The organism is Pseudomonas sp. 2957 (assembly GCF_031456345.1).
GTDB lineage: Bacteria > Pseudomonadota > Gammaproteobacteria > Pseudomonadales > Pseudomonadaceae > Aquipseudomonas > Aquipseudomonas siliginis.
This window is the reverse complement of record NZ_JAVDUL010000004.1, coordinates 541,707-560,651: the sequence shown is the minus strand read 5'-3', so window position 1 is coordinate 560,651 and position 18,945 is coordinate 541,707. Positions and strand designations below refer to the sequence as shown.

Annotated in this window: 18 protein-coding genes; 13 read left to right on the top strand and 5 right to left on the bottom strand. The window is 61.8% G+C overall.

Translation table 11 applies throughout. From position 1 onward, the window contains the following. The first annotated feature begins 319 nt into the window (after positions 1–319). From J2Y39_RS17200 to J2Y39_RS17175, 6 genes are all read left to right on the top strand, one after another. Positions 320–1,675 carry a pitrilysin family protein gene (locus tag J2Y39_RS17200; protein ID WP_041476824.1) on the top strand — a complete coding sequence of 452 codons (1,356 nt, stop codon included), beginning with the start codon at positions 320–322 and terminating at the stop codon, positions 1,673–1,675. Next, positions 1,668–3,158, top strand: a complete 1,491-nt coding sequence (locus tag J2Y39_RS17195) for a pitrilysin family protein (RefSeq protein ID WP_310218886.1) — start codon at positions 1,668–1,670, stop codon at positions 3,156–3,158. Before J2Y39_RS17200 ends, J2Y39_RS17195 begins: the two co-directional genes overlap by 8 nt. Continuing rightward, on the top strand, positions 3,158–3,760 hold the full coding sequence (gene rsmD, locus J2Y39_RS17190) for a 16S rRNA (guanine(966)-N(2))-methyltransferase RsmD (RefSeq protein ID WP_041476826.1): 603 nt from the start codon (positions 3,158–3,160) through the stop codon (positions 3,758–3,760). The genes J2Y39_RS17195 and rsmD overlap by 1 nt, the downstream gene beginning before the upstream one ends. A gap of 108 nt (positions 3,761–3,868) precedes the next feature. Continuing rightward, positions 3,869–5,209 carry a pitrilysin family protein gene (locus J2Y39_RS17185; protein WP_310218884.1) on the top strand — a complete coding sequence of 447 codons (1,341 nt, stop codon included), beginning with the start codon at positions 3,869–3,871 and terminating at the stop codon, positions 5,207–5,209. A gap of 32 nt (positions 5,210–5,241) precedes the next feature. Further along, positions 5,242–6,678 carry a pitrilysin family protein gene (locus tag J2Y39_RS17180; protein ID WP_310218882.1) on the top strand — a complete coding sequence of 479 codons (1,437 nt, stop codon included), beginning with the start codon at positions 5,242–5,244 and terminating at the stop codon, positions 6,676–6,678. Positions 6,679–6,749: 71 nt separating this feature from the next. Continuing rightward, complete coding sequence (locus tag J2Y39_RS17175; protein WP_305381695.1) at positions 6,750–7,757, top strand: hydrolase; 1,008 nt, start codon at positions 6,750–6,752, stop codon at positions 7,755–7,757. Between the two features lie 253 nt (positions 7,758–8,010). On the opposite strand, the gene J2Y39_RS17170 is transcribed toward J2Y39_RS17175, so the two are convergent. Next, on the bottom strand, positions 8,011–8,865 hold the full coding sequence (locus J2Y39_RS17170) for a sulfurtransferase (protein WP_310218880.1): 855 nt from the start codon (positions 8,863–8,865) through the stop codon (positions 8,011–8,013). 31 nt (positions 8,866–8,896) lie between these two features. Beyond that, positions 8,897–9,568 (bottom strand): TetR/AcrR family transcriptional regulator, encoded by a 672-nt coding sequence (locus tag J2Y39_RS17165; RefSeq protein ID WP_016772708.1) that lies wholly within the window; start codon positions 9,566–9,568, stop codon positions 8,897–8,899. 147 nt (positions 9,569–9,715) lie between these two features. On the opposite strand from J2Y39_RS17165, the gene J2Y39_RS17160 reads away from it, so the two are divergent. From J2Y39_RS17160 to J2Y39_RS17140, 5 genes are all read left to right on the top strand, one after another. Continuing rightward, positions 9,716–11,146 (top strand): coniferyl aldehyde dehydrogenase, encoded by a 1,431-nt coding sequence (locus J2Y39_RS17160; RefSeq protein ID WP_252884972.1) that lies wholly within the window; start codon positions 9,716–9,718, stop codon positions 11,144–11,146. A gap of 29 nt (positions 11,147–11,175) precedes the next feature. Continuing rightward, complete coding sequence (locus tag J2Y39_RS17155; RefSeq protein ID WP_150743576.1) at positions 11,176–11,721, top strand: twin-arginine translocation pathway signal protein; 546 nt, start codon at positions 11,176–11,178, stop codon at positions 11,719–11,721. Positions 11,722–11,852: 131 nt separating this feature from the next. Beyond that, a complete protein-coding gene (locus J2Y39_RS17150; protein WP_310218878.1) occupies positions 11,853–13,448 on the top strand; it encodes a GMC family oxidoreductase in 1,596 nt (531 codons plus the stop codon). A 115-nt stretch (positions 13,449–13,563) separates the two neighbouring features. Beyond that, positions 13,564–14,043 (top strand): pantetheine-phosphate adenylyltransferase, encoded by a 480-nt coding sequence (gene coaD / locus J2Y39_RS17145; protein WP_003229157.1) that lies wholly within the window; start codon positions 13,564–13,566, stop codon positions 14,041–14,043. A 145-nt stretch (positions 14,044–14,188) separates the two neighbouring features. Next, entirely contained in the window at positions 14,189–14,440 is a 252-nt protein-coding gene (locus tag J2Y39_RS17140; RefSeq protein ID WP_003195146.1) for a YfhL family 4Fe-4S dicluster ferredoxin, read from the top strand. A gap of 126 nt (positions 14,441–14,566) precedes the next feature. Here the strand turns inward: J2Y39_RS17140 and J2Y39_RS17135 are convergent, their stop codons facing one another. Genes J2Y39_RS17135 through J2Y39_RS17125 form a run of 3 tightly spaced genes read right to left on the bottom strand, consistent with a single transcriptional unit; the run spans position 14,567 to position 16,584 of the window. Then, positions 14,567–14,890, bottom strand: coding sequence for a multidrug transporter (locus J2Y39_RS17135; protein ID WP_252868429.1), 324 nt, complete (start codon positions 14,888–14,890; stop codon positions 14,567–14,569). 56 nt (positions 14,891–14,946) lie between these two features. Then, positions 14,947–15,759 carry a bifunctional DNA-formamidopyrimidine glycosylase/DNA-(apurinic or apyrimidinic site) lyase gene (gene mutM, locus J2Y39_RS17130; protein ID WP_252879047.1) on the bottom strand — a complete coding sequence of 271 codons (813 nt, stop codon included), beginning with the start codon at positions 15,757–15,759 and terminating at the stop codon, positions 14,947–14,949. Between the two features lie 12 nt (positions 15,760–15,771). After that, on the bottom strand, positions 15,772–16,584 hold the full coding sequence (locus J2Y39_RS17125; protein ID WP_164558347.1) for an HDOD domain-containing protein: 813 nt from the start codon (positions 16,582–16,584) through the stop codon (positions 15,772–15,774). 228 nt (positions 16,585–16,812) lie between these two features. On the opposite strand from J2Y39_RS17125, the gene J2Y39_RS17120 reads away from it, so the two are divergent. Then, positions 16,813–17,352 carry a type 1 glutamine amidotransferase domain-containing protein gene (locus tag J2Y39_RS17120; RefSeq protein ID WP_310218871.1) on the top strand — a complete coding sequence of 180 codons (540 nt, stop codon included), beginning with the start codon at positions 16,813–16,815 and terminating at the stop codon, positions 17,350–17,352. Between the two features lie 162 nt (positions 17,353–17,514). Continuing rightward, entirely contained in the window at positions 17,515–18,711 is a 1,197-nt protein-coding gene (locus J2Y39_RS17115; RefSeq protein WP_016772700.1) for a class I SAM-dependent rRNA methyltransferase, read from the top strand. Positions 18,712–18,945 lie beyond the last annotated feature (234 nt).

The following is an 18,945-nucleotide window of genomic DNA, read 5'->3' as shown; positions in this document are numbered from 1 at the left end:
GTGTCATTGATCATTACCAGTACCGCGTGGCCGCCTGAAAACGGGCCAGACAAGGCGCAGGCCGCAGGGAATGTGCTTTCCTTGCCAAGGACTGCAACGCAGTATGGCCCGTTTTCAGGCGCCACCCGGAGGGCCGGGCCTGATAGTGTGCAGGGCTGCGTTGCTCGGAGTTTATTTGGAACAACCAAACCACACTCCTCGCGCCTTGCCCTGCACACTATCAGGCGCCGGCGCGGTACTGGTAATGATCAATGACACGCCCTACCTCTCGCCCGCCGACGCTAAGACCAAGCGGGCAGCCCAACAGGTTGAAAAACGAATGAATGCTCTAGCCCGCCGCGCTGCTGGCCTGCTGCTCAGCGCAGTCTGCCTGCCCCTTTCGGCCCTGGCGGCCGACCCGCAACCGACCCATGAATTCACCCTCGACAACGGCCTCAAGGTCGTCGTGCGCGAAGACCATCGTGCGCCGGTGGTCGTTTCGCAGATCTGGTACAAGGTCGGCTCCAGCTACGAGACTCCGGGCCAGACCGGTCTGTCCCACGCGCTCGAGCACATGATGTTCAAGGGCAGCGAAAAAGTCGGTCCCGGCGAAGCTTCGCTGATCCTGCGCGACCTCGGCGCCGAAGAGAACGCGTTCACCAGCGACGACTTCACTGCTTATTACCAGGTGCTGGCCCGTGACCGCCTCGGCGTGGCGTTTGAGCTGGAAGCAGACCGCATGGCCAATCTGCGCCTGCCGGCCGACGAGTTCGCCAAGGAAATCGAAGTCATCAAGGAAGAGCGCCGCCTGCGCACCGATGACAAGCCGATGTCCAAGGCCTACGAGCGCTACAAGGCCATGGCCTACCCGGCCAGCGGTTACCACACGCCGACCATCGGCTGGATGGCTGACCTGGACCGCATGAAAGTCGAGGAACTGCGTCACTGGTACCAATCCTGGTACGCGCCGAACAACGCCACGCTGGTGGTGGTCGGTGACGTCACTCCGGACGAAGTGAAAACCCTCGCCCAGCGCTACTTCGGCCCGGTCGCCAAACGCGACGTGCCACCGGCGAAAAAACCGCTGGAACTGGCCGAGCCCGGCGAACGCCAGATCACCCTGCGCGTGCAGACCCAACTGCCGAGCCTGATGCTTGGCTTCAACGTGCCGAGCATTGCTACCGCTGAAGACAAACGCTCGGTCAACGCCCTGCGCCTGATCTCCGCGCTGCTCGATGGCGGCTACAGCGGGCGCATCCCTACGCAGCTGGAACGTGGCGAAGAGCTGGTCTCCGGCGGCTCGTCGGACTATGACGCCTACACCCGTGGTGACAGCCTGTTCACCCTGTCGGCCACGCCAAATACGCAGAAGAAAAAGACCATCGCCCAGGCCGAAGCCGGCTTGTGGAAACTGCTTGAGCAACTGAAAACCACCGCGCCGTCTGCCGAAGAGCTGGAACGCGTCCGCGCTCAAGTCATCGCCGGCCTGGTCTACGAGCGTGACTCGATCACCAGCCAGGCCACCGCGATCGGTCAACTGGAAACGGTCGGTCTGTCGTGGAAGCTGATGGACACCGAACTGGCCGATCTGGAAAGCGTGACCCCGCAAGACATCCAGAACGCCGCGAAAAAGTATTTCACCCGCGAACGTCTCAGCGTCGCCCACGTCCTGCCTTTGGAGACGACTCATGAGTGAGCGCAAAACCCCACGCCTGATGCTGCTTGGCCTGATTGCTGTCGCGGTGATCGGCTCGGCGGCTGTGTATCTGTCGCCCGGCGCTGACAGCCACGCCAGCGAAGCCTTGGATAACGCCAAGTCCAGCCAGAAACTGCAATCGCTGGCCGAACTCGACGGCAAGGCCCCGGCCAGCCGCAAGCTCGATGTGCAGACCTGGAACACCGCTGAAGGCGCCAAAGTGCTGTTCGTCGAAGCGCATGAGCTGCCGATGTTCGACATGCGCCTGATCTTCGCCGCTGGCAGCAGCCAGGATGGCAACGTCCCCGGCCTCGCAGTGCTGACCAACGCCATGCTCAACGAAGGCATCGCCGGCAAAGACGTCGGCGCCATCGCCCAGGGCTTTGAAGGTCTCGGGGCCGACTTCGGCAACGGTGCGTTCAAGGACATGGCGCTGGCCTCGTTGCGCAGCCTGAGCGCACCTGAGCAGCGTGAACCGGCGTTGAAGCTGTTCGCCGATGTGGTCGGCAAACCGACCTTCCCCGCCGATTCCTTCGCGCGCATCAAGAACCAGCTGCTCGCCGGTTTCGAATACCAGAAACAGAACCCCGGCAAACTCGCCAGCCTGGAGCTGATGAAGCGTCTGTACGGCGATCACCCGTACGCGCATTCCAGCGATGGCACTGCCCAGAGCGTGCCGAAGATCACCCTGGCGCAATTGCGCGAGTTTCATGCCAAGGCCTACGCCGCCGGCAATGCGGTGATTGCGCTGGTTGGTGATTTGTCGCGAGCCGAAGCCGAGGCGATTGCCAATCAGGTTTCCTCGTCCCTGCCGAAAGGCCCGGCACTGGCGAAAATCGCCGCGCCGCAGGAACCGCAAGCCAGCGTCAACCACATCGAGTTTCCGTCGAAACAGACCAACCTGATGCTCGCGCAACTGGGCATCGATCGCGATGATCCGGATTACGCCGCGCTGTCGCTGGGCAACCAGATCCTCGGCGGCGGTGGTTTCGGAACGCGCCTGATGAGCGAAGTGCGCGAGAAGCGCGGCCTGACTTACGGCGTGTATTCGGCGTTCAGCCCGATGCAGGCCCGTGGGCCGTTCATGATCAACCTGCAGACCCGCGCCGAGATGAGCGAAGGCACCCTGAAACTGGTGCAGGACGTGCTCGCCGACTACCTGAAAACCGGGCCGACACAGAAAGAACTCGACGATGCCAAGCGCGAACTGGCCGGCAGCTTCCCGCTGTCCACCGCGAGCAACGCCGACATCGTTGGTCAGCTCGGCGCGATGGGCTTCTATAATCTGCCGCTGAGCTATCTCGACGATTTCATGCGTCAGTCGCAGAGCCTGACCGTAGAGCAGGTCCGCGCTGCGCTGAACAAACACCTGAGCACGGAGAAAATGGTCATCGTCACCGCTGGCCCGACCGTGCCGCAAAAGCCGTTACCGGCCCCATCTGATAAACCTGCCGAGCAACCGCTCGGGGTTCCGGAGCATTAATGGCCACTCGAGCACCGAAAAAACCTGTGCAAAACGTGCACAACGGCGTCAATCAGCTGCGCATCATTGGCGGCCAGTGGCGCAGCCGCAAGCTGAGCTTCCCCGACGCACCGGGCCTGCGCCCGACCCCGGATCGCGTGCGTGAAACCCTGTTCAACTGGCTCGCGCCCTATGTCGAAGGGGCGAAAGTGCTCGACCCGTTCGCTGGCAGCGGCGCGCTGTTTCTCGAAGCGCTGTCCCGAGGCGCGGCCACGGCCCAGGCGCTGGACGCCAGCAACGTTGCAGTTTCCAGCCTGAAAGAGCACCTCGGCACCTTGCGTTGCAGCAACGGCCAGGTGCAAACCGCCGACGCGCTGCGCTACCTGGAAACCCAGGCCGCGACGCCGTTCGATCTGGTGTTCCTCGACCCGCCGTTCAACCAGAACCTGTTACCAGCGGTTTGTACTTTGCTGGAAGAGCGCCAATGGCTGGCGGCCGATTCATGGATCTACACGGAAAGCGAAACAGCGCCATCGACGCTGGGCCTGCCGGGCAACTGGCGCCTGCACCGCGAACAGAAATCCGGTCGTGTGTATTACGCGCTGTGGCAGCGCAGCGCTTGAACCATCCGTACTGCGCTTTAGCGTGCGGTAGATAGTTACCGCACCCAGTGCCTCGCAGTCCGCCACAGTGGTTACCGCAATCTGCGTTAACCACTGAGGATTTCGCGTATGGATACGCTCTGCAGCCGGATGCTGCTTTTTCTTGGCCTCGCGCCGTTCATGACGCTGGCCGCCACGCCCCCGCCGACTCATCAATTCACCCTGGAAAACGGTTTGCAGGTACTGGTGCGCGAGGATCACCGTGCGCCGCTGGTCACTTCGCATTTGTGGTTCAAGGTCGGCTCGGCAGACGAGGCGCCGGGGCAAGCCGGGCTATCGCACGTTCTTGAACACATGCTCTACAAAGGCAGCCGCAAGACCTGCGCCGGTGAGGCTTCGCGTCTTTTGGAATCCCTGGGTGCCGAAGAAAATGCCTTCACCGCCGAGGACGTCACCGGCTACTACCAGACCTTGTCGCCGCGCTATCTGGGCGTGGTTTTCGAGCTGATGGCCGACCTGATGACGACTGCTGATTTGCACGTCGACGACCTGAAAACCGAACTGGCAGTCATTCGCGAAGAGCGCCAGCTGCGCATCGACGACGATGTCGACGCCGCTGTGCTGGAACACTTCACCAGCCAGGCGCATGTCGCCAACAGCTATCGCACGCCAGTCATCGGCTGGATGCACGACCTGCAGCACGTGGACGCCGAGGAACTTCGCCATTGGTATCAAAGCCGTTATGCGCCGGGCAACGCCGTACTGGTGATCGTCGGCGATGTCACGCTCGCACACGTGCAGCCGCTGGCCGAGCGCTATTTTGGCGCGCTCGCAAATCGTCCCGTGCCGCGCCTCTTACGGCCCGTGGAGCTGAAAGTGCCGGGCGAACGCAGACTGACCTTGCAGCGCCATGTCCCAGCAGAGCGGTTACTGATGGCTTTCAATCTGCCCGGACTGGCCACGGCCAAAGACCTGCACACCGTGCACGCCCTGCGCCTGATCAACGCGATACTCGGCGGCGCACATGGCGCGCGCCTGCAAAAGAAACTGATTTTCACCGACCGCGTGCTCAATCGTGTCGACACTCACTACGACGAACGGACGCGCGGCGACAGCCTGCTGATGTTGACTGCCGAGCTGGCCGATCCGCCGCTGACCGATCTTGAAGGTGCGCAAGCGCGGGTGTGGGAGCAGATCGAAACGTTGCGCACCACACCACCGTCGCCGGAAGAGCTCGAGCGGGCACGCACGCAACTGATTGCGCAGCAGGTGTATGCCCGCGATTCGATTCAGGAACAGGCGCGTCAGCTGGCCAGGCTCCAGGCCATCGGCTTGCCTTGGCGAATACTCGACGAAGATGCCGCTGCATTGGCGAAAGTGACGCCGCAACAGATCCGCGAAGTGGCCGCCACCTGGCTGATACCCGAGCGTCTCAGCGTTGCCCAAGTGCGCAAGGTGGACGTCCGATGAGCAGGTTCTCAAGGTGCACGGGATTGATCCTGATGTGGCTGTCGGCTGCGGCGGCTTGCGCTGATGGCCAGCCTGAACAAGCGCGGACATCGCGCCTGCAATCGCTCAGCGAAGTCCAGGCGCTGGAAATCAAGCCGCGCGCATTGCAGATCAGGGGCTGGAAAACCCTGACCGGCACCAAGGTGCTGTTCGTGCGCACGAGCGATCTGCCGATGTTCGATATTCACGTCAGCTTCGCCGCAGGCAGCGCCCGCGACGGTAGCCTGCCGGGCCTGGCTGCCACGACCTTTTCCATGCTCAATGAAGGTATCCCCGGCAAGGATTTGTCCGCCATCGTCGAAACCTTCGACGGGCTCGGCGCGCAATGGGAAATGGACATCGATCACGACCGCGCCGTGTTCTCCCTGCGCAGCCTCAGCGATCCGGCCAAGCGCCTACCGGCGATGGATCTGTTGACGCGAATATTCAGCGAGCCATCGCTCAGCGCCCAGCGCCTGCCGCCAGTGAAAGACGAACTGCGCGCCGCGCTCATCGCAGAGCAAGGCGATGCCGCGGGTCTGGCCTCGCAGAACATCAAGGCACTGCTTGCGCCGGACAGCCCCTACAGCCTTCCGGTCTATGGCACGCAATGGGGCCTCAATGCCGTGACCCGGGCCGCCGTGGAGGATTTCCATCGCCGCTATTACGCTGCCCGACATGCGCAAATCACCCTGGTCGGCGACCTCACTCTGGACCAGGCACAAGCGATCAGCCTGCAGATCAGCAATGCCCTGCCCAAGCCTCCTGACGCGCTGGTGTCTTCAGCAATGGCAACGCCCGGAAACGTCCAGTCCAGTCACCTGGAACTGAATCAACTGCAGACCCACATTGCCTTTGCCCAAATCAGCGTGCCGCGACGACATGCCGATCACACCGCCTTGTACGCCGCCAGTCAGATTCTCGCCGGAGGCAGCAACAGTCGGTTGATGAATGAACTGCGGCACAAGCGCGGACAGGTTTATGACGTGTATGGCGCCAGCGTCAATTGGGCTGGTGGCGCCGGGTTGCTGACCGTCACCTTGCAGACAGGTAGCTCCATGAGCGACAGCACCGTCGCTTTGGTGCGCTCGATGCTCAATGATTTTCTTCGGGAAGGGCCGACCGCCCCGGAACTCGAGCACCTCAAGCGCAGGCTGGCCAACAGAAATGTGCTCACCAGCGCCAGCAACCGGCACATTCTGGCCAGACTCGTGGAGATCAACCGCTACGACTTGCCGCTCGATCTGGATTACACAATGCAACAAGTGCAGAAGCTGACGGTGGACGACATCAAACTCGCCATGAACCGTCACTTGTCTGTTGATCGCTGGGTGTCGGTTACGGTCGGCCCCAGTGTCGAGCAACAGCCACTGCCTGGACCGGAGGTTGCGCCGATCGGTCAGGCTGAAGAGGACATGTGTCGCGCCGACCCGGGCTTTGTGGCAAGTTAGGCGCTTTCGTTGAGAAGCGACAGCCCGCCCTGTGCGCCGGTCGCTTTACGCAAGACCTGTCGAGATTTGCCGTGCAATCACCGTCCCCGCTTCCCGCCTCGCGTTTCGTTCCGGCCTTCGGCCTCGGCAATCCGCATCTGCAAACCCTGTGGGGTCCGCTGTGGCGCAAGACCGTGCACATCGAGCGCGAACGCGAACGCCTGTGGCTCGAGGACGGCGACTTCCTCGACCTCGACTGGCACGGCCCGCACAGCGCCGAGGCGCCGTTGGTACTGGTGCTGCACGGTTTGACCGGCTCATCCAATTCGCCCTATGTGGCGGGCATTCAAAAGGCCTTGGCCGAGCAGGGCTGGGCCAGCGTCGCGCTGAACTGGCGCGGTTGTTCCGGCGAGCCGAATCTGTTGCCGCGCAGCTACCACTCCGGCGCCAGCGAAGACCTTGCCGAAGCCATCCAGCATCTGCGCGCGAAACGACCGTTGGCGCCGTTGTACGCGGTCGGCTATTCACTGGGCGGCAACGTGCTGCTCAAACATCTTGGCGAAACCGGCAGCAACAGCGGCGTGCTCGGCGCGGTGGCGGTGTCGGTGCCGTTCAGGCTCGACCAGTGCGCAGACCGGATTGGCCAGGGATTTTCGCGGGTTTACCAGGCGCATTTCATGCGCGAAATGGTCGCCTACATCAAGAACAAGCAGCGCCAGTTCCAGCATGACGGACGCGAAGACGGCCTGGCGAAACTGGCCGCGCTCGGCTCGCTGGAAAACATGCGTACGTTCTGGGATTTCGACGGCCGGGTCACCGCGCCGCTGCATGGTTTCACCGATGCCGAGGATTACTACCGCCGCGCCTCGAGCCGCTACTACCTCGGCGAGATCCGCACGCCGACGCTGATCATTCAGGCAGCGGATGATCCGTTCGTATTTCCCCACAGCCTGCCGCAAGCCGATGAGTTGTCAGCCTGCACCCGGTTCGAATTGCAGGCGCGTGGCGGTCATGTCGGCTTCGTCGACGGCTCGTTTCGCCGGCCCGGGTATTACCTGGAGCGGCGTGTCCCGCAATGGCTGGCCGCACTCGGTCAATAAACGCCGCATGGCCCTTGCAGGAGTGAGCTTGCTCGCGATGGCGGTGGGTCAGTCTGGAAATTCAATGCCTGACAGGACGCCTTCGCGAGCAAGCTCGCTCCCACAGGGATTTGTGTCGGCATGAAAATGCATGGCACAACCTGGTTCAATGTGGGAGCGAGCCTGCTCGCGAATGCGGTGGGTCAGATGGCATTTAACTCACTGACACACCGCCATCGCGAGCAGGCTCACTCCTACAGAGAGATCGCTGTGTTTATTCGCCCGTGGCAATGCCGCGCGACGGTTCGTTGATCCACTCGCTCCACGATCCGGCATACAGCGCCCCCAGCGGATAGCCAGCCAGGCACAGTGCGAACAGGTTATGGCACGCCGTCACCCCGGAGCCGCAGTAGGCGACCAGTTCCGACGGTGAGCGATCACCCAGCTTCGCCGCAAAGCGCTGCTTGAGCTGCTCCGCCGGCAAAAAACGTCCATCACTGCCGAGGTTGTCGGTGAACGCCGCGCACTGCGCGCCGGGAATGTGCCCGGCGACCGGATCGATCGGTTCCACTTCGCCCTTGAAGCGCGGCAAGGCGCGGGCGTCGAGCAGGGTCAGGGTTGGCTGGCCGAGGCGCTGCTGCAATTGCTCGGCGCTGAGCAACAGGCTCATGTCCGGCTGGCCACTGAAGTTACCCGGCGTCACGCTCGGCGGATCCAGGCTCAGCGGCAGGCCGGCCGCGTGCCAGGCCTTGAGCCCGCCATCGAGAATGAACACGCCGTCGCGCTTGCCCAGCCATGCCAGCAACCACCACGCCCGCGCCGCATACGCACCAGGGCCGTCGTCGTACAAAACCACATCGCTGTCGTTGCTGATGCCCCAAGCTTGCAGGCGCTCGATCAACACCGCCGGCTCGGGCAACGGATGACGCCCGGTCACACCCTTCTCGACTTTACCGCTCAGATCCCGTTCCAGATCGGCGAAACTCGCCCCGGCAATATGCCCTTCGGCGTAGCTGCGCTGGCCGTAATCCGGATCTTCGAGGGCGAAACGACAATCGAGAATCACCAGCCCCGGCTGCTCTTTGCGAGCGTCCAAAGCTTGTGGGCTGATCAACTGCGCAATCGACATAACGGGCTCCTGTGGAATTCGGCTGAACGGTTTATTTCACGTCTTCAAGGGCCTGCGCCAGCGGCACATAGAACTCGTCGAACAGTGCGTTGACTTCATCCCGCGCCTGATCGGTGACAAACCCTGCCTCAAGCACCAGCACCTGATACACGCCACGCTTCACGGCCTGTTCGCTGAGGTGGTTGGAGTTTTCCCGGGTGGTGCACAGAAAACGCACCCACGAGGTCAGGATGATCCACGCATTGAGGGTCAGCGATTCGATCTGCACACGGTCCATTTTCAGGATGCCGGCGGCGACGAAGCCTTCGTAGATCGCTGCGCCCTGGATCACGCAGCGCTGGGAAAAGCGCCGATAGCGCGCGGCCAGTTCCGCATCGCTGTCGAGCAGATGCTCGAGGTCGCGATGCAGAAAACGGTAGCGCCACATGGCCGAGAGCAGTTCCTTCAAATAGAAACGCTTGTCCTCGACGGTCGCCGGGCGACCCTGAGGCGGACGCAAAAAGCTGTCCACCAGGGCTTCGTACTCACTGAACAACACGGCGATGATCGCCTGCTTGTTGGGGAAGTGGTAGTACAGGTTGCCCGGAGAAATCTCCATGTGCGCGGCGATGTGGTTGGTGCTGACGCTGCGCTCGCCCTGCTGATTGAACAGCTCCAGGCTGTTCTGAACGATGCGCTCGCTGGTTTTTATTCGTGGGGCCATGGCTTGAGCTTTAATTCAGAGTGCGTAGACGGCGCATCTTACGACCTAACCGGAAATGGATAAAACCTTGCCGTGCACGGAAGTCGTTTGACTTTCTAGAGCTTAGACTCTAAAAAGTGCCCATTACAATAAAATCCGGAGCCCGCGATGACTGCCGACATTGCCTACCTGCAAACCCTGCAACAGCCTCTTGAAACCCTCGATCGGCAGTTCCAGGCACAACGGGCCGCGTACGCCGCCAACCCGATGCCGCCGGCCGCACAACGTCAGCAATGGCTCAAGGCTTTGCGCGATCTGCTCAGCGCTGAGCGTCAGGCATTGATCGAGGCGATCAGCGCCGATTTCAGTCACCGCAGCGCCGACGAAACCCTGCTCGCCGAACTGATGCCGAGCCTGCACGGCATTCACTACGCCAGCCGTCATCTGAAGAACTGGATGAAGCCATCGCGGCGCAAGGTCGGCATGGCGTTCCAGCCTGCTTCGGCAAAGGTGGTTTACCAGCCGCTGGGCGTGGTCGGTGTGATCGTGCCGTGGAACTACCCGCTGTATCTGGCCGTAGGGCCGATGGTCGGCGCCCTGGCGGCGGGCAATCGGGTGATGCTCAAGCTCAGCGAATCGACCCCGGCCACCGGCCTGTTGCTCAAAGAGCTGCTCGCGCGGATCTTTCCCGAAGACCTGGTTTGCGTGGTGCTGGGTGAGGCAGATATCGGCGTGGCGTTCTCGCGTCTGCCGTTCGATCACTTGCTGTTCACCGGTTCCACCAGCGTCGGCAAACACGTCATGCGCGCTGCGGCGGAAAACCTCACGCCGGTCACCCTGGAACTGGGCGGCAAGTCGCCGGCCATCGTCTCCACAGACGTACCGCTCAAGGACGCCGCCGAACGCATCGCCTTCGGCAAAACCCTCAACGCCGGGCAGACCTGCGTCGCGCCCGACTATGTGCTGGTGCCGGAAGACCGCGTCGGCGCCTTCGTCGAGGCCTACCGTCAGGCTGTGAAAGGCTTCTACCCGACCCTGGCCGACAACGCCGACTACACCGCGATCATCAACGAACGCCAACTGGCCCGACTGAACGGTTACGTCAGCGACGCGACCAGCAAGGGCGCGCTGCTGATCCCACTGTTCGAACAAGGCCAGGGCCGACGCATGCCACACAGCGTGCTGCTCAATGTCAGCGATGAGATGACGGTGATGCAGGACGAGATTTTCGGCCCGTTGCTGCCGATCGTGCCCTATCGCGATCTGGAGCAGGCATTCGCTTACATCAATCAGCGGCCTCGTCCTCTGGCTCTTTACTACTTTGGCTACGACAAACGCGAACAGCATCGCGTGCTGCACGAGACCCATTCCGGCGGCGTATGCCTGAACGACACCTTGTTGCATGTCGCTCAGGACGATATGCCCTTCGGTGGCATCGGCCCCTCGGGCATGGGCCATTACCACGGCCACGAAGGTTTCCTGACCTTCAGCAAGGCCAAGGGCGTGCTGATCAAACAGCGCTTCAACGCGGCCCGGCTTATCTACCCGCCCTACGGCACATCGATTCAGAAACTGATTCAGAAGCTGTTCATTCGCTAAACGTTCGTCGACGCCGGGTAATAAAAACAATGCACCCAAGCCTGACCGAAACACCTGCCCTGTCGCGCCGTGGCCTGCTGAAATTCAGCCTCGGCGCCAGCGCGTTTCTCGCCACCGCCGGCCTTGGCGCCAGCCTCACTGGCTGCTCGTCGAGCGTCAGCGCCAACGGCTTCGTCAGTTTGCGCGACGGCGATCTGCTGTTCCTGCGCGCGCTGATCCCGGTGATGCTCGACGGCGCCGTCGCCGCCGGGGAAATGCCCGCAGCGCTAGACGGCACGCTGAAGTCGCTGGACTACAGCCTTGATCACGTGTCGCCGGAAATGCTCAAGCTCACTCGGCAACTCTTCGATGTGCTCGGCATGGCCGTGACCCGTGGCCCGCTCACCGGCATCTGGGGCAGTTGGGAAAACGCCAGCCCTGAAGCGATGCGGCATTTCCTTGAACGCTGGGAGAACAGTTCACTGAGCTTGCTGCGCATGGGCCACAGCTCGTTGCAGCAGATGGTGATGATGGCCTGGTACACCCGCGCCGAGTCCTGGGCTCACTGCGGTTATCCCGGTCCGCCGAAGGTCTGAAACCAGGGCGCGGCCTTCGCGAACAGGCTCGCTCCCACATTTGAAATGCATGTCCCTGTGGGAGCGAGCCTGCTCGCGAAGGGGCCTGCTGCATCACCTCAGCATCCAGAATAATAAAGAGAACCTGACCGATGCCCGTACCCGATCCCTTCCGCGAAGGCCTCGCCCGAGGCTGGAAAACCTACAACGGCGCGCAACTGAGCGACGACCTCACCCTCGAAGCCGACGTGGCGATCATCGGCAGTGGCGCCGGCGGCGGCACCACGGCAGAGATCCTCAGCGCGGCCGGCTACAAAGTCCTGCTGATCGAAGAAGGCCCGCTGAAGACCAGCTCGGATTTCAAACTGCTCGAAGACGAGGCCTATAGCAGCCTCTACCAGGAAGGCATCGGGCGCATGAGCAAGGACGGCGCGATCACGATCCTGCAGGGCCGCGCGGTCGGCGGCACGACGCTGATCAACTGGACCTCGAGCTTCCGCACACCCGAGCCGACCCTCGAACACTGGGCCAGCGAGCACAACGTCAAAGGCCATAGTCCGGCAGAGATGGCGCCGTGGTTCGAAAAAATGGAGCAGCGCCTCGGGGTCGCGCCGTGGATGGTGCCGCCCAATGCCAACAACGATGTGATCCGCAAAGGCTGCGAGCAACTCGGCTACAGCTGGCACGTGATCCCGCGCAACGTTCGCGGCTGCTGGAATCTTGGCTATTGCGGCATGGGCTGCCCGAGCAACGCCAAGCAATCAATGATGGTCACGACCATCCCGGCGACGCTGGAAAAGGGCGGCGAGCTGCTGTATCTGGCGCGGGTGGAGAAACTGCTGATCAGTGGCGACAAGGTTACCGGGCTGCATTGCGTGGCGATGGACCAACGCTGCGTCGAGCCGACCGGGCGCAGCATCACCGTCAAGGCGCGGCATTACGTGCTGGCCGGCGGCGGCATCAACAGCCCGGCGCTGTTGCTGCGCTCCGACGTGCCGGATCCGCATGAGCGCGTGGGCAAGCGCACCTTTTTGCACCCGGTGAACATGTCCGCCGCGCGTTTCGCCGAGGTGGTCAATCCGTTCTACGGCGCGCCGCAGTCGATTTATTCCGACCATTTTCAATGGAAGGACGGCACCACCGGGCCGATGGCGTTCAAACTTGAAGTGCCACCGCTGCACCCGGCGCTGGCCGCCACACTGCTCGGCGGTTTCGGTCAAGAGAATGCGCAACACATGGCCGACCTGCCGCACACCCACGCAATGCTGGCGCTGCTGCGCGATGGCTTCCACCCGGACAGCAGCGGTGGCTCGGTGGAGCTGCGCGGCGACGGCTCGCCGGTGCTCGACTATCAGGTTTCGCAGTACGCCTGGGACGGTTTGCGCCGGGCCTTTCACGTGATGGCCGAAATCCAGTTCGCCGGCGGCGCGCAATCGGTCATGCCGATGCACGCCGACGGTCGCTATGTGAAGACACTGGCTGAGGCGCGCTCGCTGATCGACGGATTGAGCCTGGAGCTGTACCGCACGCGGCTGGGCAGTGCCCACGTGATGGGTGGTTGTGCGATGGGGGAAGATCCGAAAAGCGCGGTCGCCGACAGCCTCGGTCGCCATCATCAACTGCGCAATCTGTCGATTCACGACGGCTCGCTGTTCCCCACCAGCATCGGCGCCAACCCGCAGTTGTCGGTGTATGGCCTGACCGCGCAACTGGCGACAGCCTTGGCTGACCGACTGAAAAATCCATGAAAAAGCAGAATATTCCTATCGTCTATAGTGCTTTCTTACCCAACAGGCGACTTGGCCGACCGGGAAGGCTGCGATACCATCCGACTCCCCAACGGACTCCCGCCAGGACGACGCGATGAACCGAGTGTTGTACCCAGGTACCTTCGACCCTATTACCAAGGGCCATGGCGATCTGGTCGAACGCGCCTCGCGCCTGTTCGATCACGTGATCATTGCGGTCGCCGCCAGCCCGAAAAAGAACCCGCTGTTCCCGCTGGAACAACGGGTCGAACTGGCTCGCGAGGTCACCAAACACCTGCCGAACGTGGAAGTGGTCGGTTTCTCGACGCTGCTCGCGCATTTCGCCAAAGAGCAGAACGCCAATGTGTTCCTGCGTGGTCTGCGCGCGGTCTCGGACTTCGAATACGAATTCCAGCTGGCCAACATGAACCGCCAACTGGCACCGGATGTGGAGAGCCTGTTTCTCACGCCGTCGGAGCGTTATTCGTTCATTTCCTCGACGCTGGTGCGGGAAATTGCTGCGCTGGGCGGCGATATCAGCAAGTTCGTCCACCCGGCCGTGGCCGACGCGCTGACCCTGCGCTTCAAGAAATAGGCGCTGCCGCAGGCTGCGATCTTTGCTTTTGAAGATTGCAGTCTCGTGCCCTTGATCGCCCCCGCGTGCACTGCGCTCGCCAATGCGGCACAATTGCGCGCATTGATTTATAGCGCCCGGGCCTGCCGCCCCGGCTGGAGTTAGCATGTCCCTGATCATCACCGACGATTGCATCAACTGCGACGTCTGCGAACCCGAGTGCCCGAACGCCGCCATTTCCCAAGGCGAAGAGATCTACGTGATCGACCCGAACCTGTGCACCCAGTGCGTCGGCCACTACGACGAGCCGCAGTGCCAGCAGGTCTGCCCGGTGGATTGCATTCCACTGGACGAAGCCCATCCGGAAACTGAAGAACAGTTGATGGAGAAGTACCGCAAGATCACCGGCAAGGCCTGATCTCTTCAGTGCCCGTTCCGGCCCTCTTCGCGAGCAGGCTCGCTCCCACATTTGCAATGCATTCTCCTGTGGGAGCGAGCCTGCTCGCGAATGGGCCATCAGCCACACCCCTGAAACCCGATTAGCTCACTCGCGCTGCTCGAACCCCTCCCCCGTACACCCCAGACACCGCACAAACGCCGCTTTCGCCGGGTCTACCACCAGCGCCTGACCGGCATCGCCAACACCGCCGCCGAGCGCGGTAAACGGCAACGACACCACAAACGCTCCCGCACCGATCACCGTTGCCACCACCAGCAAAGGTCGGGCAATCAGCAGGTCGCCGAGCATGGCGTAGGCCGGGGGATTCTGGATGGTGTATCGCGGGTCACCGCTGCCGTTTTCCGAGGCCTGAGCAGCCAGACTGGAACACAGCAGCAGCGTGACGAAGAAGACTTGCAGGAGTTTCATGGCACGATCCTTCGGGCTGAACAGTGAGACTTCTCAATATAGACCCAAGGATTTTTTCAGGTCTGGCAACGCGGGCAAAACACGCTGGCGCGCTGACCGAGCTTCACTTCGCGCAGACCGGTGCCGCAGACCTTGCAGTGCTGCCCTCCCCGGCCGTAGACAAACAGTTCCTGCTGGAAATAGCCGGGCTGACCGTCGCCGCCAATGAAATCGCGCAATGTCGTGCCGCCACGCTCAATGGCGGCGGCAAGGATGCGTTTGATCTCGATTGCCAGTTTCAAGTAACGCCCGCGGGAGATGCCCCCGGCTTCGCGGCGCGGATCGATGCCGGCGGCGAACAGCGCTTCGGTCGCGTAGATATTGCCGACCCCGACCACCACCGCGTTGTCCATGATGAACGGCTTGACCGCCATCGAACGTCCGCGTGACAGCTTGAACAATCTTTCGCCATCGAACAGATCGGTCAGCGGCTCAGGCCCGAGGCGAATCAGCAGTTCGTGATTGAGCGGGTCGTTGCTCCACAGCATCGCACCGAAGCGTCGCGGGTCGGTGTAGCGCAGGGCCAGACCCGATTCCAGTTCGATGTCGACGTGTTCGTGCTTCAACGCCGGCAACCCGGCCTCGACCAGACGCAGATTGCCCGACATGCCCAAATGGCTGATCAGTGTGCCGATCTCGGCATTGATCAACAGGTACTTGGCGCGCCGCTCGACCAGCACGATGCGCTGCCCGGACAGGCGCACATCGAGGTCTTCGGGGATCGGCCAGCGCAGGCGCCGGTCGCGGACGATGACCCGGCTGACCCGCTGGCCTTCCAGGTGCGGGGCGATCCCGCGACGGGTGGTTTCGACTTCCGGCAGTTCAGGCATGGTGTCCTCGGATCAATGCGCGCCGAGGTCGCGAATCGTTTGTTTGAGTGTTTCGAAGTCGTAGTCCGACAGACCGACGTAATCGAGCACCAGCGGGCCGACCGCGTTCCACTCGAAATCTTCGGTCTGGTTACCCAGCACCCGATACGAGGCGCAGATGTGCTCGGCCATTTTCAGAATCGCCAGCAAGTTTTTCAGCTGGCTGTTCTTCGACGATTCGTCGCTGAAAATCGCCAGCGCGTTGTGGTGGTTGGCGATGGCGGCGCTGACATGCTCCGGCAGGCGCCAGGACTTGGCAGTGTAGTAACCGACCACGGCGTGGTTGGTGTTGAACACACGGTTTTCCGTATCGACCACACGGCATTCCGGGCTGGCGCTGGCATAGGCCTCTTCCAGCACGGTCATGTAATTGGGGAACCGCTGCAGCATCAATGGCACGCCGCAATCGTGGAACAGGCCCAACGCATAGGCTTCGTCACCGGCCTGGGTGCCGATACGCTTGGCCAGGGTCAGGCAGGTCATCGCCACATCCTGCGCGGTGTCCCAGAAACGGTTGAGGGTGACGATGGTGTCGTCGTTCATCTCGCCCTTGATCGACTGCGCGTTGATCAGGTTGATGATTGAGCGGCTGCCCAACAGGTTCACCGCACGCTGGATCGAGGTGATCTTGTTGCTCAGGCCGTAATACGGCGAGTTGACGATTTTCAGCAGCGCGCCGGACAGGCCGGGATCCTGGGAGATCAGCTTGGCGATCACCTCCAGGTCCGGATCGGGCATGTACTGCTCCATTTGCAGATCCACCATGATCTGCGGTTGCGCCGGCACACTGATGCCTTGCAGCGATTGTTGAATCTGTTCGGTGGTCAGCTCTTGGGACATAAGTACACACTCCGGGGCAGGCGGCGATTCTAACCGCTGAAACCGCAGGGCGACACACCGATGGGCACATCGCCGGAACTTTCATCTGTGCCCAGGCTTCGGAATCTGTAGGGCGCATCGGACCTCAACGGTCCGCTGCGAAGGCAAAATCTCCACAGGCTCAGGAGCTTACCGATGGCAACTTCCCTCAATGGCAAACGCGTCGCTATTTTGGTTACCGATGGTTTCGAACAGGTCGAACTGACCGGCCCCAAGGATGCCCTGGAGCAGGCCGGCGTGCAGGTGGATATTCTTTCCGCCGAGGCTGGCACGGTCAAAGGCTGGAACCATGACAAACCGGCGGACGACTTTCCGGTCGCCAACACTTTTCAGGCCGTGAGCATCGATCAATACGATGCCGTGCTGCTGCCGGGTGGTGTGCAAAATTCCGACACCATCCGTATCGACCAGGATGCTCAGCATCTGGTCAAGACTGCCGCTTCGGCGGGCAAGCCGATTGCCGTGATCTGTCATGGCAGCTGGCTGCTGATTTCTGCAGGGCTGGTCAATGGCAAGACCATGACCAGCTACAAAACGGTCAAGGACGATCTGGTCAATGCCGGGGTCAACTGGGTCGATCAGGAGGTGGTCAAGGACGGCAACCTGATCAGCAGCCGCCAGCCGGATGATGTGCCGGCGTTCAGTCAGGCCCTGATTGACGCACTGGATGCATAAGAGCTGAAATCGCTTTCGCGAGCAGGCTCGCTCCCACAGGTGAATGCATTCCAAGTGTGGGAGCGAGCCTGCTCGCGAAGGGGCCATCCGCTTTTCATCGCAGGCCAGACCGGAGCACGCGTCAACACGCTATACTCCCGCTCTTTTTTCCGGAGCGACGTCATGTCCCTGCCTAGCCTGCGCCTCAAAGCCAACGCCGACCGTCGCCTGCGCAACGGCCACTTGTGGGTCTACAGCAACGAAATCGACGTGGCCGCCACGCCTCTGCACGGCTTCAAGGCCGGCGATCAGGCGGTGCTCGAAGCCGCTGGCGGCAAGCCGTTGGGCATCGTCGCCATGAGCCCGAACAACCTGATCTGCGCGCGTCTGCTGTCACGCGACATCAAACTGGCACTCGACAAGTCGTTGCTGGTGCACCGTCTGAACGTCGCGCTGTCGTTGCGCGAGCGTCTGTTCGACAAGCCGTTCTATCGTCTGGTCTACGGCGACTCCGACCTGCTGCCGGGTCTGGTGGTCGATCGTTTCGGCGACATTCTTGTGGTGCAGATCGCCTCGGCGACCATGGAAGCGCACAAAGACGACGTGATCGCCGCGCTGACTCAAGTGCTCAAGCCAAGCGGCATCCTGTTCAAGAACGACTCCGCAGCCCGCGACGCCGAAGGCCTCAACCGCTACGTCGAAACCGTATTCGGTCTGGTGCCGGAATGGGTCGCGCTGGAAGAGAACGGCGTCAAGTTCGAAGCGCCGGTCATTCAAGGGCAGAAAACCGGCTGGTTCTACGATCACCGCATGAACCGCGCGCGCCTGGCACCCTACGCCAAAGGCAAACGCGTGCTCGACCTCTATAGCTATATCGGTGGCTGGGGCGTGCAGGCCGCGGCGTTCGGCGCCAGCGAAGTGTTCTGCGTCGATGCCTCTGCATTCGCCCTCGACGGTGTCGAGCGCAACGCTGCGCTGAACGGTTTCGCTGACAAGATGACCTGCATCGAAGGCGACGTCTTTGAAGCGCTGAAGGAACTGAAAGCCAGCGAAGAGCGTTTCGACGTGATCGTTGCCGATCCGCCAGCGTTCATCAAACGCAAGAAAGACATGAAGAATGGCGAAGGCGCCTACCGTCGTCTGAACGAGCAAGCCATGCGCCTGCTGACCAAGGACGGCATTCTGGTCAGTGCTTCGTGCTCCATGCACCTGCCGGAAGATGATCTGCAGAACATCCTGCTGACCAGCGCCCGTCACCTGGACCGCAATATCCAGATGCTCGAGCGTGGCGGTCAGGGTCCGGATCATCCGGTGCATCCGGCCATCGCTGAAACCCGTTACATCAAAAGCATCACCTGCCGTCTGCTGCCCAACAGCTGATTGCGCTTGAACGCCGGGGAGCCACTGAGCTCCCCGTTTTTTTTGCGCGCCCTCCCCCCGTTTTTTCACACTCGACATGAGTGTCCTGCCCTCTTCCTACAACTTCTTTCTCGCTGCCTTGCAGGAAGTTTCGTCATGCCTGTCAATCATGGAAATTAAACCTACACAGTAAGCCTCCTGCAAAAGATCACTCCGACAAAATTACTGGAATATTCCTACTTAATATCCGCTTGC

What these genes read in the sequence shown, in the direction of transcription:
- J2Y39_RS17115 (WP_016772700.1), top strand. Translation starts at nt 17,515, where the DNA reads ATGTCCCTGCCTAGCCTGCGCCTCAAAGCCAACGCCGACCGTCGCCTG.
- J2Y39_RS17120 (WP_310218871.1), top strand. Translation starts at nt 16,813, where the DNA reads ATGGCAACTTCCCTCAATGGCAAACGCGTCGCTATTTTGGTTACCGAT.
- J2Y39_RS17140 (WP_003195146.1), top strand. Translation starts at nt 14,189, where the DNA reads ATGTCCCTGATCATCACCGACGATTGCATCAACTGCGACGTCTGCGAA.
- J2Y39_RS17180 (WP_310218882.1), top strand. Translation starts at nt 5,242, where the DNA reads ATGTGGCTGTCGGCTGCGGCGGCTTGCGCTGATGGCCAGCCTGAACAA.
- rsmD (WP_041476826.1), top strand. Translation starts at nt 3,158, where the DNA reads ATGGCCACTCGAGCACCGAAAAAACCTGTGCAAAACGTGCACAACGGC.
- J2Y39_RS17155 (WP_150743576.1), top strand. Translation starts at nt 11,176, where the DNA reads ATGCACCCAAGCCTGACCGAAACACCTGCCCTGTCGCGCCGTGGCCTG.
- J2Y39_RS17150 (WP_310218878.1), top strand. Translation starts at nt 11,853, where the DNA reads ATGCCCGTACCCGATCCCTTCCGCGAAGGCCTCGCCCGAGGCTGGAAA.
- coaD (WP_003229157.1), top strand. Translation starts at nt 13,564, where the DNA reads ATGAACCGAGTGTTGTACCCAGGTACCTTCGACCCTATTACCAAGGGC.
- J2Y39_RS17185 (WP_310218884.1), top strand. Translation starts at nt 3,869, where the DNA reads ATGGATACGCTCTGCAGCCGGATGCTGCTTTTTCTTGGCCTCGCGCCG.
- J2Y39_RS17195 (WP_310218886.1), top strand. Translation starts at nt 1,668, where the DNA reads ATGAGTGAGCGCAAAACCCCACGCCTGATGCTGCTTGGCCTGATTGCT.
- J2Y39_RS17200 (WP_041476824.1), top strand. Translation starts at nt 320, where the DNA reads ATGAATGCTCTAGCCCGCCGCGCTGCTGGCCTGCTGCTCAGCGCAGTC.
- mutM (WP_252879047.1), bottom strand. Translation starts at nt 15,759, where the DNA reads ATGCCTGAACTGCCGGAAGTCGAAACCACCCGTCGCGGGATCGCCCCG.
- J2Y39_RS17170 (WP_310218880.1), bottom strand. Translation starts at nt 8,865, where the DNA reads ATGTCGATTGCGCAGTTGATCAGCCCACAAGCTTTGGACGCTCGCAAA.
- J2Y39_RS17135 (WP_252868429.1), bottom strand. Translation starts at nt 14,890, where the DNA reads ATGAAACTCCTGCAAGTCTTCTTCGTCACGCTGCTGCTGTGTTCCAGT.
- J2Y39_RS17160 (WP_252884972.1), top strand. Translation starts at nt 9,716, where the DNA reads ATGACTGCCGACATTGCCTACCTGCAAACCCTGCAACAGCCTCTTGAA.
- J2Y39_RS17165 (WP_016772708.1), bottom strand. Translation starts at nt 9,568, where the DNA reads ATGGCCCCACGAATAAAAACCAGCGAGCGCATCGTTCAGAACAGCCTG.